This is a genomic window from Rossellomorea arthrocnemi, assembly GCF_904424705.1.
GTDB lineage: Bacteria > Bacillota > Bacilli > Bacillales > Bacillaceae_B > Rossellomorea > Rossellomorea arthrocnemi.
Window position 1 is genome coordinate 274,477 of record NZ_CAJGBF010000001.1, and the last position, 13,225, is coordinate 287,701.

The 13,225-nt window shown below is 44.0% G+C and carries 11 protein-coding genes and 1 riboswitch; of the genes, 2 read left to right on the forward strand and 9 right to left on the reverse strand.

Annotation, left to right across the window (positions count from 1 at the left end; genetic code table 11):
- Positions 1 to 105: 105 nt before the first annotated feature.
- Positions 106 to 208: riboswitch (SAM riboswitch) on the reverse strand.
- 159 nt (positions 209 to 367) lie between these two features.
- From BAA9072_RS01450 to BAA9072_RS01475, 6 genes are all read right to left on the reverse strand, one after another.
- Positions 368 to 1,588: an MFS transporter gene (locus tag BAA9072_RS01450; RefSeq protein WP_201712905.1), complete on the reverse strand. Its 1,221-nt coding sequence runs from the start codon at positions 1,586 to 1,588 to the stop codon at positions 368 to 370.
- A gap of 135 nt (positions 1,589 to 1,723) precedes the next feature.
- Positions 1,724 to 3,097, reverse strand: a complete 1,374-nt coding sequence (locus tag BAA9072_RS01455; protein ID WP_201712906.1) for an MDR family MFS transporter — start codon at positions 3,095 to 3,097, stop codon at positions 1,724 to 1,726.
- Between the two features lie 455 nt (positions 3,098 to 3,552).
- Positions 3,553 to 4,782, reverse strand: a complete 1,230-nt coding sequence (locus tag BAA9072_RS01460) for an ATP-binding protein (RefSeq protein ID WP_201712907.1) — start codon at positions 4,780 to 4,782, stop codon at positions 3,553 to 3,555.
- A gap of 629 nt (positions 4,783 to 5,411) precedes the next feature.
- Entirely contained in the window at positions 5,412 to 7,274 is a 1,863-nt protein-coding gene (locus BAA9072_RS01465) for an ABC transporter ATP-binding protein (protein WP_201712908.1), read from the reverse strand.
- A complete protein-coding gene (locus BAA9072_RS01470) occupies positions 7,271 to 8,995 on the reverse strand; it encodes an ABC transporter ATP-binding protein (RefSeq protein ID WP_201712909.1) in 1,725 nt (574 codons plus the stop codon). Before BAA9072_RS01470 ends, BAA9072_RS01465 begins: the two co-directional genes overlap by 4 nt.
- On the reverse strand, positions 8,992 to 9,468 hold the full coding sequence (locus BAA9072_RS01475; RefSeq protein WP_330999254.1) for a MarR family winged helix-turn-helix transcriptional regulator: 477 nt from the start codon (positions 9,466 to 9,468) through the stop codon (positions 8,992 to 8,994). The genes BAA9072_RS01470 and BAA9072_RS01475 overlap by 4 nt, the downstream gene beginning before the upstream one ends.
- A gap of 249 nt (positions 9,469 to 9,717) precedes the next feature.
- On the opposite strand from BAA9072_RS01475, the gene BAA9072_RS01480 reads away from it, so the two are divergent.
- Positions 9,718 to 10,008: a DUF4190 domain-containing protein gene (locus tag BAA9072_RS01480; RefSeq protein ID WP_201712910.1), complete on the forward strand. Its 291-nt coding sequence runs from the start codon at positions 9,718 to 9,720 to the stop codon at positions 10,006 to 10,008.
- Positions 10,009 to 10,077: 69 nt separating this feature from the next.
- Here the strand turns inward: BAA9072_RS01480 and BAA9072_RS01485 are convergent, their stop codons facing one another.
- Entirely contained in the window at positions 10,078 to 10,617 is a 540-nt protein-coding gene (locus BAA9072_RS01485; protein ID WP_201712911.1) for a PadR family transcriptional regulator, read from the reverse strand.
- A gap of 195 nt (positions 10,618 to 10,812) precedes the next feature.
- Between BAA9072_RS01485 and BAA9072_RS01490 the strand changes: the two genes are divergently transcribed.
- Positions 10,813 to 12,045 (forward strand): cytochrome P450, encoded by a 1,233-nt coding sequence (locus tag BAA9072_RS01490; RefSeq protein ID WP_201712912.1) that lies wholly within the window; start codon positions 10,813 to 10,815, stop codon positions 12,043 to 12,045.
- A gap of 208 nt (positions 12,046 to 12,253) precedes the next feature.
- On the opposite strand, the gene BAA9072_RS01495 is transcribed toward BAA9072_RS01490, so the two are convergent.
- Both BAA9072_RS01495 and BAA9072_RS01500 read right to left on the reverse strand, forming a co-directional pair.
- Complete coding sequence (locus tag BAA9072_RS01495; protein ID WP_201712913.1) at positions 12,254 to 12,712, reverse strand: hypothetical protein; 459 nt, start codon at positions 12,710 to 12,712, stop codon at positions 12,254 to 12,256.
- A gap of 29 nt (positions 12,713 to 12,741) precedes the next feature.
- A complete protein-coding gene (locus BAA9072_RS01500) occupies positions 12,742 to 13,212 on the reverse strand; it encodes a CBO0543 family protein (RefSeq protein WP_201712914.1) in 471 nt (156 codons plus the stop codon).
- Positions 13,213 to 13,225: the final 13 nt, after the last annotated feature.

The window sequence follows — 13,225 nt, forward strand, 5'->3', positions numbered from 1 at the left end:
TAATCCCAACCTTTTTTAGTAGTTTTAGTCTTACCAGTCAAACAAATAAAACCCCTCTTCTACATATAAGAAGAGGGGTTAATACATACCTTAAAGGGCCTTCTCCTCTTATCTGCTAGCATTACGCTACTGGAATTGGCACAGTACTTATGAAAAGTCCGCTGCCGAGGTATCAAAGGGCCAGTCCCTCCACCTCTCTGGATAAGAAAAAATCGAAAGATATTAAGTTTTTGATCAATAAACACACTATAAACTTCAACAAAATGATTGTCAACTGTTAATTTCAAATATTCTCATAACTTCAATGAAAAATAAAAATCGGATAAGAGTTTCCCATGTCCTAACTCCGTTTCCTTACTACTCCCGGCTATTCGTTCAACAACATCACACCCATCAAGCCCACCATCGAGAACATCACCGGGGTAAAGAAACCGTAGAAGTATCCATCACTGACACTGCCTGATGTAGATTGAACACTTTCCAATATAAAGCCAAAAATACCGGGCAGCAATACAGCACTGAGAAACCCTCCTGTATTCGCAAACCCTGAAACAGTGCCGGATTCCGTTACAGGGAACGATTTACGAACAGCGGCAAAGGTCAATGAATTTGCTCCGAACCCAAAGCCTATGACAAAAAATAGGATTATCACCAGGAAAAGGGGTGGATGCCCCTTAAATAAAAGAAAGGCAGTCCAACACAGTAAAACCGTAAGATGAAAAACAACATACGGACGTTTAATTTTTCCTAAATAGCTTGAAACCCAGCCGATAAGAGGGGCTCCAACCAGGGCTCCAAGTAGACTGATCATAATGAGCCGGCTTGCTTCTATACGTGTCATTCCATATCCATCCATTGCATAGGGAACCGCCCATGAACCGATAAACCCTATATATCCTCCTACAATCCCAAAGTGGCACAGGAATAATGCCCATGCCTGTCTACTTAAGAATATTCTTCTCAGTAACACTGGTACTTTTTCATGTTGTACTGTACCTTTCACAAGGAAAGGCTGGTTTGGCTTCTTGACAAGTACCCAAAAAAGGAAAAAACTCCATACACATAAAAGAATCCCCGCTGATAAAAATGATTCCCTCCATCCAAACGAGACAATCACTGCAGAGAATGGAACGGTCGCCAACAGGAAGCCCAGGCTTCCTGTCATCCCGGCGAAACCAATTAATCGTGGAAATTCCCCCTTACCAAACCACAGACTCAGTATTAACACCATACTTACCCAGATGGTCGCATCCCCGATTCCCGTTAAAATTCGGGCGAAAAACAGGATAAACGCATGTGTGCCCAAGCTATAAAGGATCGTCCCTATCCCAGTAAGTGCCGCACCGAAAATAAGAAAAAGATTCGGTCCATAACGATCAACCAAAATACCCATAGGAATTTGTAAGCCCGTGTATACAAGAAACTGAATACTCGCCACCAATCCGATCGTAGAAGCCTTCACACTAAAATCAGCCATCAATTTGTCCGTAATCAACCCCGGAGCCGTCCGCTGACTCGATATGATTAAGTAAGTAAACAATACGGAAGCAAAGATAACCCATCTGAATCTGTTGGTGTGTGTGTCCAATACTATCTACCCCTGTTTGCTTTTTATTCCTAATATATGGGGGACTTTATAAAGTAGTAACGATTTTGAAACCAAACACTATAAAAAAATAATGTGCAGGCTCTTAAGCCTGCACATTACACTTGTTTTTGCTTCCTAATTCAATGAGAGTTGTTTCCCTTTTTCACCAAGTAACATTCCTGCTGTCACGATGGCACATACGGCTAATATCACGAGGATTAAAAAGACTGTGTGTAAGCTTGTCTCCAATACGTAGCCTCTTAACTGATCACTCAGCCACAGGCCAGAAACGGCAATCCCGATGGACTGGCCCAAGTTTCGCATTAAATTGAACGTACCCATTGCCGCTCCCCGAACCTTCCATTCCACAGATGATTGAACCGCCACTGTGAAGGCTGTCAGGGACAAACCGAAACCAAAGCCAATAATCGCGGTGACAACCATCATCCAAGGAACAGTCGTATGATCATTAAATAAGACTAATCCCAGGCATCCCGCTGTAATGACGGAAATTCCCATAATGGTGATTCTTCCAATGGACGTTTTGGCTAACAATCTCCCTGACAGGACCGCAGCAAACGGCCAGGTAATCGACATCGGAAGCATCGTCACTCCGGACAGGGTTGCATTTAAACCGGTGACACCTTGTACCCATAAAGGGATGTAAAACGTAACGGCAACCAGAATGAAGCCAAGTAGAAAACCGGCAATCGTCGAAATGGTGATAAAGCGATTCTTGAATAACGAAAGGGGAAGCATAGGCTCTTCCGCCTTGGATTCAATCCAGATAAATAGACCGATCCCCATCACCGAAAGAATCAGCAAAGAGAGAATTCCTCCAGTCACCTGATTTTGTTCCTTTACTAATGTTAAGGCATACAGAAACGCTGTGATACTGACGGCAAAAGTAAAAATACCGCCGTAGTCTATTCTGTGTTTCTTCTTTTCTACATTTTCCTTTAACGACGTCCATAACAGGAAGAGCGAAATAATCCCAAAAGGAAGATTCATAAAGAAAATCCAATGCCATGAAATGGTATCCACAATAAAACCGCCTGCAAGGGGACCGGCTATTCCGGCTATCCCCCACACACTGCTCATCCAGCCCTGCATTTTGGCCCGCAGCTCAAATGTAAAAACATCGCCGATAATGGTAAAAGGCAATGTGGTCAACGCCCCTGCCCCCATTCCCTGTATCAAACGGAACAGAATCAGCTGTTCCATTGATTGTGATAATCCCGAGAGCATGGAACCCGCTAAAAAAATACTAACTCCAATGGTAAACATAATCTTTCTTCCATATAAATCAGCCAGTTTCCCAAAGACAGGCGTACTGATGACAATAGCCAGCAGATAAACTGAGATGACCCAGGTATACAGCTCACTTCCACCCAAATCTTCTACAATCTTCGGCATCGCTGTACTGACGATCGTTCCTTCGATAGCAGTGAGGAACGTTGCAATTAATAATACAAAAACAACAGACTTTTGTTTTGTTTCACGATTCACTTTATCTTAACCCTTTCTTCTATGAAAATGACGAAATGAACGGTGTGCATGTTCTATCTATTTACATGTGCACATGAAAATCCCCCATCTATCTTATCACTTAACAGCGGAAAAGACAGATGAAAGAACTTGGGGAGAACCAAGAATGTGAGCTACTCCTATAAGATCATGTGCACCTCAAGTTTTTTCGTCTGTATGTAAAAAAGACATCCTCTTACCACTTGGATGTCTTTTTAATTCTTTTATGCTTTTCAGTGCTGATTTGTTCAATATACAACCTGCTGCTACTGGGGGCACTTGATATTCAGGCTTAATAACTGATTCCCCGCAGCGGTACTATTTTCTTTTAGTACACACTTTCACTTCATCGACTTGCTGAGAAACTGAAGTCAGGCCGCTCCCCATACTCCGCGCTGTGATGGAAATCTATCAGATTATATGGAAATGCCCATGTCTCACAAAAAAATCCTAAACGTCGTCCCCACACCCTGCTCGCTTTCCACCTGTATTTCACCCTTCATTCGTTTGATAATTTGATAGCAGACCGTGAGCCCAAGACCGGTCCCTTTTTCCTTTGTCGAATAATAGGGTCTGCCCAATACCTTAAGTTGATCCGGAGGCATGCCGGCGCCATTATCCTGAATGACGACCATAATCCGGCCGTCTTTATGTACATGGGCTGCCACCGTGATTTCCCCATTTTCTTTTATCGCCTCAATCGCATTTTTCAGAAGGTTGAGGAGTACTTGCTTCAACTCAATCTTGATCCCTTGAACCATCAGATCGTTTTCAATATGACTATTGATTTGTATGCTGCTCATCACAGCATACGTGGACATCACATCGACGGATTCATTTATGGTGTCGGTCAAACTGAATACCTCGTATTCTTCCGTCTGGGGCTTTGCAAGGGAAAGGTATTGATTGATGACGTCTTGGGCATGATCCAATTCCTGTATGGATATGTTGATAAAGCTCTTTTGTTCCTCTGTTAACGTTTCTCTCTGCAAGAGCTGCATGAACCCTCTTACAGTCGTCATGGGATTGCGGATTTCATGGGCGACTGAGGCCGCCAATTGGCTGACTACATTAAATTTTTCTGCTTTCATAAGCTCTTTTTTGACCCTGAGTTGTTCCAATCGATTTTCAATCAGATAAATGGTCAGAATCAGCGTGATCCATATGATTAAGGTGGAGCTTACCATTAACAGGAGCTGCTCTATTTCATTGCGTTGGAGTAAAAAACAAGTTCTAGTAATCGGGATAAACAAATAAAAAACCGATATCAGGACGATTTTGTATCTCCACGTCCCTCTTTTATACCATTTGGATATAGGGACCAGGAGCACACTGTAAATCGCATAATTCACGACCAAAAAGATCCATACGTGGCTTGTAAACACACCGATCACCAGCATGGTGAGGAACGTACTGAATCCCACTCTCTTCCCTCCATAAATAAAGGCAAGGATCATCGGAATCACTTTGAAATCGTACACATATCCGCTTGAGTAAACGACGGGAAACATCATGGTAAAGACCAAAACAGCAAGATTCATGATCAGGAACTTAAGGGTGAACCCTTTTGAACCATTGTCCGAGTCATTTGTAAACATTTGAAAAAGCAAAACCATAAATAGGATAAATACCACATGCAAAATTAAATGATGGACAGTCTCTAACATACATGATCTCCTTTAGGAAAAAAGCATCTACTTTAACTCTTCGACATCCCGACCGGAAATCCTTTCCATTCATCCCCAACGTTCGACAAAAATGATTGTGTGGGGCGCAGGGAGCGCGGGGACGAGGGAGCGCGGGGACGGTTCTCGTGCTTCCTGGATATATGTTGGAAGCGTAAGGTCCCCGCTAATTCCGACGAAAATCACAGCTTCTTTTACTGAAAAGCTCTTAACCGTTTGCCGAAGTGTGTTTATTTGTGCAGAAAAACCGTTTTTTTTCCTGGCTACTGGCCATTTCCAAGAGTTTCCCCCATCAATGCATACCCCCAATAAGGACTATGACCAGGATTCATGCGAGAATGATCCTTTTCGTGCGGGATTTGAGATAATCATGCGGCTTTCAGAATAATCGTGCGAGTTTGAGAATAATCATGCGATATATTCCATAATCATGCCGCCCTGTCGAATTTTCTTTATTTGGAGGCACACACATAAAACGGTGCGTATCCCCAGGTTTCGGGCATACTTAAGCGGGAAGCAGGAGAACCGTCCCCCTGCTTCCCCCCAAAAAAATCGAGTACAAAACCGTTATGGTTTCGTACTCGATTCCCACTATAGCTGCGAGATTATACCTATCCGGCTACATCGCTAAATTGACTATTATATAGATCCGCATAAAAACCGTTCTGTCTGAGCAGTTCTGCATGCGAGCCTTGTTCGATGACGGAGCCCTGGTCCATGACCAGAATCAGATCTGCGTCTTTAATGGTCGACAGCCGGTGAGCGATGACGAAGCTTGTTCGTCCTTCCATTAAGCGGTTCATCGCTTGTTGGATGAGGAGCTCTGTACGGGTGTCCACACTTGAAGTCGCTTCATCCAGAATCATGATCGGAGGGTCAGCCAGAATCGCCCGGGCAATGGTCATGAGTTGCTTTTGCCCTTGTGAGATGTTGGATGCTTCTTCGTTTAGGACGGTTTCATAGCCGTCAGGTAATGTGCGGATGAAGTGATCGGCATGGGCCATAACCGACGCCTCCATGATTTCTTCTTCCGTTGCACCCGTCTTCCCGTAAGCGATATTTTCCCTGATGGTCCCCTTAAACAGCCACGTGTCCTGTAACACCATTCCAAAGCTTTTTCTCAGTTCGCTTCGAGGGACGGACCTCGTATCCACGCCATCTATGTTGATTTTCCCGTCATTGAGCTCATAGAATCGCATCAGTAGATTGATAAGAGTCGTTTTTCCCGCTCCTGTCGGTCCAACGATGGCGACGGTCTGCCCGGGCTGAACGTCGATGTTCATGTCGTTGATTAGTAAATGTTCTCCATACCCAAAGTCTACATGCTCAAATGTTACAGCGCCTTTTGGACGGGTTAAGTGTTCAGACGTTTTTTCTTTCGTTTCTTCTTCTTCGTCCAACAGTTCAAATACCCGTTCCGCTGCTGCCACCGTTGATTGGATAATGTTTGCGATGTTTGCCGTTTGAGTGATTGGCTGGGTGAACTGGCGAGTATAGGTGATAAAGGCTTGGATATCCCCGATTGAAATCGCGCGATTCGTGACGAGAATCCCGCCGACCACGCTGATCAGCACATAACTGATGTTTCCGATGAACATCATGATCGGCATGATGATCCCTGAAATGAACTGCGCTTTACTTCCCGCTTCATACAGTTCATCATTCACCGAATCGAACTCGACGCCTGCCTTCTTTTCATGACCGAATGCTTTCACGACTTGGTGACCGGTGAACATCTCTTCAATATGTCCATTCAGTTGACCGAGCGTGCGCTGTTGATCCGCAAAATGTTTTTGAGACCGTTTCAAGATCGGCCGGATGGCAAACATGGAAACCGGTAAGCTTACGACTGAAATGAGCGTCAATAAAGGACTGATCGACAGCATCATGACAACGATCCCCACAATGGTGACGATCGAGGTGATGAACTGAGTCAGACTTTGCTGAAGTGTACTGCTGATCGTGTCGATATCATTGGTCATCCGACTGAGGGTTTCCCCGTTCGGGCGCCCGTCGTAATACTTGAGTGGAAGCTTCTCAATCTTTTGATTCACATCTTCCCTCAGGTCATAAGCGGTCAATTGGGCAACGCTTGACATAATGTACTGTTGGATAAAATTGAACACACTGCTGAAGACGTATAACCCGGCAAGCATCAACAAGATCCCACCGATTTTTTCAAAGTCAATCCCGGCACCGGGTACTCCTTTGAACTTGGCATAAGCGCCTTCGAATAATTCGGTAATCGCGTTCCCCATGATTTTAGGACCGACGATCGCAAAGACGGTACTTAAGATCGCCGCGACAAAAACAGCGATCAATTGGGTTCTGCGTGGCTTTAAATAGCCGAGTAACCGTTTCAAGGTCACCTTGAAATTCTTGGGCTTCTGCCCCATCATCATCATGTTTCCGCCGCCTGGTCCAAATCCTGCCTGACCGCCGTCGCCACGCTGAGGTTTTCGTTGCTTACTCATGCCGATTCCTCCTCTGAAAGCTGTGATGCGACAATTTCCTGATACACTTCATTGGTTTCAAGCAGCTCCCGGTGGGTACCGATCCCGGCTACTTCTCCCTTTTCCAACACGATAATTCTGTCGGCATCGACAACTGTGCTGACTCGTTGGGCCACGATAAGCATCGTCGCCTCTTTTGTTTTATTTTTTAATGCGGCACGAAGCTTTGCATCCGTTTTGTAATCGAGTGCTGAGAAGCTATCGTCAAATAGGTATATATCGGGGTTCCGAACCAGGGCTCTTGCAATGGACAAGCGCTGTTTCTGACCTCCTGAGAGATTAGATCCGCCTTGCTCGATTTCTGCCTGGAAGCCCCCATCCATTTTGCTGACGAATTCTTCTGCCTGGGCGGTACGGGCTGCCTGTTCCACCTCTTCATCACTTGCGTCTTCTTTTCCAAAGCGGATATTCTCCGCAATCGTTCCCGTAAAGAGAGTCGCTTTCTGCGGGACAAGTCCGAGCTTGGACCTGATTTCCTCCTGTGAAGCGTCTCTTATATCCACGCCATTGACCCGAATCGTTCCACTGGCCACCTCATAAAATCGTGGGATCAGGTTAATGAGAGTCGTTTTCCCTGAACCGGTTCCGCCAATGATCGCTGTCGTTTCACCAGGATTCGCGGTGAAACTGATATTAGACAGAGCAGGCTCTTCAGCACCAGGGTAGTGAAAAGTGACAGAGTCAAATTCCAGCGTCCCTTGCTGAACATCCGCTCTTTCAGTGCCTTTATCTTCAAAAGACGGTTTCATGTCGAGTACCTTGTTGATCCGTTTCGCCGATACATCGGCACGGGGTACCATGACGAACATCATGGAAGCCATCACTAGAGCAAACATGATTTGCATGACATATTGAATGAAAGCCATTAAGTCCCCGATCTGCATACCCCCGTTATCAATCCGGATGCCGCCGAACCAGATGACGGCGACGACGGTCATGTTCATGACAAGCATCATGACCGGCATCATAAACGCCATAATTTTATTCACTTTAATCGACACATCGGTCAGTTCCTGGTTCGTATGCTTTAGGCGCTCCTTCTCTTCCGGTTCACGGTTGAAGGCACGGATGACCCGAATACCGGTTAAATTCTCCCGGAGCACAAGATTCAATTGATCCAGCTTCTTCTGGACGGTTTGAAATAACGGAATGCCTTTATACAGAATCAGAAGAATCGAACCAACCAACACCGGCATAGTCAGGATAATGACGAGGGATAATTTCGCATCCATCCACACAGCCATGATGATCCCGCCGACCAACATGATCGGTGCACTGATAATCATCCGGAGGAGCATGATCACGACCTGTTGCACTTGTGTAATATCGTTTGTCGTTCTCGTAATCAGAGAAGCAGTGCCCACTTCATCGAATTCCTGAAGGGAAAATTTCTCAATATGATAGAAAAGCTTCCGGCGGACATCCCGTCCTAAACCGATCGCTGCTTTAGACGAATAGTAACTGGCAATCACCGAGGCAACCGCACCAAGAGCGGAAACGACCAGCATAAATCCTCCAATCTTCCATATATAAGGGATATCCCCGACGACGACACCCTTGTCAATAATGTCTGACATCAATGTAGGTAAATACAAAGTCGACATGGATTGAATAAAGATTAACGCGAAAATGCCCACAATCATCCATTTATACGCGGATAAGTGTTTCAAGAGCTTGATCATTTAGCATCCTCCTCCTGTTCTGCCGCTTTCTCATCAAAGAAGTCGGCAATCTGCTGATGTGCCTGTAACAGTCCGGCAAACTCTTCTTCTGACAGTGTCTCGAGAGCCCCTGCCGTAAGCTGGTGAATGCTGCCTTCCTGCCTGTGAATCCCTTTTAACATCGTCTCTCCTTGACGACTGAGAGAGAGGAGCATTTCCCTGCGATTATCCTCCACTTGCTGCCGGTGTAGGAACCCAGCCTGCACAAGCCCATCGACGGCTTGACTCAACGTACTTTTCGGCAGAAACGTCTTCTCTCCGATCGATTTTTGAGTCATTTCTTTCTCAGGGGCAATCGTCACTAAAATCGTAAATTGTGGGACAGATAATCCATTGTCTGCAGCTGTTTTTTGGACGAACCGCATCATGGTCTTATTCACTCTTGAAAATGAACGCAATAATTGCAATGCAGGAGTAATCCGCTGACTTTCCATCGATATGCCCTCACTTCTAATTGTTAATTTAATGAACTGTTCATAATGGAACTATTATAGTGTATTCCTTTTGTAAAGGTTAGTCAAAGGGATGTTTTCGACAAACTGAAAAAAGGCGTGGCTTGAAGGAAATATGACTTCGTTAGAAGGGAAATGGGCTCATTTATGAGGTCCGTCCCTATTCTTACTATTGAAAGGGACGTTTTAGGAGGGTTAAGTCATATAGTATGTCAAAAGGGGGAATTACGAATGAATCGTGAAAATGGGTCAGAGCGGAAAGGTTTAAATGGTAAAGCGGTTGCCTCGTTTATTTTAGGTATCCTATCCATTATCATTGTTATTATTCCTTTTGTTGGCTTTGTTCTGGGGGTTGTCGGTTTCATACTGGGGATGATTGGGCTGAAAGAAGTCAACCGGGATAACCGGGAGGGGAAAAGTCTCGCAATCGCAGGGATCATTTTTAATATAATCGGCCTTTCATTTTCTATACTATGGGTAGTCATTTCTTACATGACGTTTACGAGTACTGTATCTTCTTAACGGTTTGTTATGGGGAACCTCCACCATGGACGTTCCCTTTCTTCAAAGCACCACCACTTCCAACCCTTCTTAAATTTCTCCTCCCCGAAGCTGTTCAATCAACTGTTCCAGCCAATACGTGGATTGCTCGACTTTCGTTGTAAAATAATCACCTAAAAAGGTTACAAGCTTCTCGTTCCCTTGATCGATTTGTATCACGTCTTGAAAATCCTTGATGGATTCCCAGCGCTCCTTGGAACGTTGTACTTTCTTTTCCAGTATCTCCACTACTTTTTCCCGATCGACATAATGGATATTGGTCAACCCCACCACCATTTCACGGATTTCATCCGCCTGGTCGAATAGCTTGTAGATCTTTTTAGGTAATTCTTCCCGGCCTTTGGCGGTGATCCCAAACACCTGCTTGTCAGGTCGATGTTCTTCTTTAATAATTTCGACGGTGTGAATGAAGCCTTGTCGGGCTAATGAATCAAAATGGTAGTACAGTTTACTCTCTGTCAATCCCCCCCATTTATCCAGTGGCAAAGGCTCTGACAGTTGTTTTTTCAATTTATATGGATAATTATTTTCCTTCATCAGTTTGCTTAAAATAAAGATTTGAATAGACATTGGTATGCTCCTTCAAGAATTTCTCCCCTTATTTTAGCAAACCTGGGCCGTTCCTTATACGTTCATTTTCAGGAAGTCCGATCTCCTGGATAAAAGTATTAATACTTTCTGCTCTTTCCAAACTACTTTAATTAGAGTAGTTTGGATAAAGGGATCGTTCCCCCATGACCATTTTGAAGGAGGAAAAAAATTACGATGAATAAAGAAGTCATTCCGATGAACGAAATTACAAACTTCCAGTCACGTGCAGATGAATTTTTTCCAATTGAATGGTATAAGGAAATGCTGCACAAGCATCCTGTTTACTATCATGAAAAGACAGATACATGGAATGTGTTTACCCATGCACATGTGAAACAGGTATTAAGCAATTATGAATACTTTTCAAGTGAGGGGCACAGAACCACGATTTATGTAGGAGCTGAGAACAAACAACCGAAACCCTCTTCTCTTACAAATCTAACACTGGTTGATCCTCCCGCGCATCGAAAGAGCCGATCACTGCTCGCAGCTGCCTTCACTCCCCGCAGTCTGAAAAACTGGGAGCCCCGCATTCAGCAGATTGCCAAAGAACTTGTAGAAGAAATTCCTGAAAACGCCACGGTTAATATAGTGGAAGCACTGGCTTCCCCTCTGCCGAGTATCGTCATAGCCGATTTATTCGGAGTACCGATCCAAGACAGAGATCAGTTCAAGAGATGGGTCGATATCCTGTTCCAACCTTTCGACAAAGACAGACTGAATGATATTACAGAGCAAAAACAACAAGCCGCCAAAGAATATTTTCAATATCTATATCCGATCGTGGTTCAGAAACGATCGAACCTTTCCGACGATATTATTTCCGACCTGATCCAGGCGGAAGTAGATGGCGAGAAGTTTACAGATGAGGAAATTGTCCAAATGACCATGCTTCTCCTCGGTGCAGGTGTCGAGACGACCAGTCATGCCATCTCCAATACGTTCTATTCATTACTCTATGATGATACGTCCATCTATGAACAACTGCGAATCAATCTCGATTTAGTTCCGAACACAGTCGAAGAAATGCTCCGCTACCGCTTTCATATGTCACGAAGAGACCGTACTGTAAAGCAGGACAATGATCTATTAGGGGTCAAGCTGAAAAAAGGAGATGTCGTCATCGCCTGGATGAGTGCCTGCAATATGGATGAAGCGGTGTTTGAGGATCCCTTCACCATCGATATCCACCGTTCCAACAATAAGAAGCATCTAACGTTTGGAAACGGCCCTCATTTCTGCCTCGGAGCCCCGCTTGCCCGATTAGAAATGAAGATTGCCCTCGAGGCCTTTGTGAAAAAATTTTCACGGATCGAGCCTGTAGACGGGTTCGAGTTGGAAGAGAATTTGACCGCTTCAGCTACAGGGCAGTCTTTGACCAATTTACCGGTGAAAGTCTTTTCATAATGCATCATTCGCATTATAAAAGGCGCAACCATTGGCTTAGGTTAAAGCTAAAAGACCCGTCGAAGTCGACGGGTCTTTTGACTTTGTACACAAGTGAATCTGGAGATTACCTATCTATTGCAGGAGAGATCAGTAAGATTGTGGTTCAAATATCTTTATTAAGTCAGCGGTGGGATAGCTTACAGCTTATGATACGTTCTAAAATCATCTATGGTGAAAACCTCAACATAATTGCCCGAATGATAAACCCTGCCACCAGTCCCGGTATTAGCGCAAGCATTGGCAACCAAATCGGACCAAAGTAAACGGAGAGGAATGGTTGGGGGGAATACATAATTCCAATCGTGACAAAGTAGGCAGCGAAGGCAAATGGAATAAACGATAACGGAGGATTCTCTCCATCTGAAAATTTGTAGGCATCATACATCGCATACATGTAAACACATGGATAAAACATGATCCATTGATAATGAATCACTTCTCCAGCTTCCGAAATTCTGCCAAGAAAGCTATACATGATAGACAGATTAAATGTACTCATGCTATTAATGATAAATTCTAATAATATAAATAAGAATCCTTTCATGACATGACCATTCAGCAACTGTCCAAAGCCTGGAAATGCTATGCTCCATAGCACCACTTCTAGTTTTTGAGTCTTTTTCATATGATCAAACCTTTAGTTGACGTTTCATATTAAATACTCTTAGCTTGATCCAATCTTTTCACTACAGATACAAGCCCTCTGATGATAAATAATGTGAAACTTACAAAACCAAAGGTATGAAATGGCGACCACTTTATCCATTGGATTAACTTTGTGTATTTCACAAGAAACCATTGAGTTATGCTCATGGGAACACTCCAGGTCAAACTTTTCAAAAGGATCTTCCATAAACCGTCATTATACGTTTGTTTGACCCAGACTACACTCAACAATGGAAAAAACAACATATCAAAAACAATGTTGGTCTTAAACACTCCTGGAAAGGGGCGAATTGGATAGGCAACACGTTTCTCTGACACAACATATGTATCAATTAGAGTAGACACAACGCCTTTTGAAAAGAAAACAATTAAGTTCTGCTTCATCATAGAACCTCTGAATAAGAATGGGAAGCAAATCAGACATAAGGAAATGAGTATACTTAACATTTTTTTCTCCACAACATTATCCCTC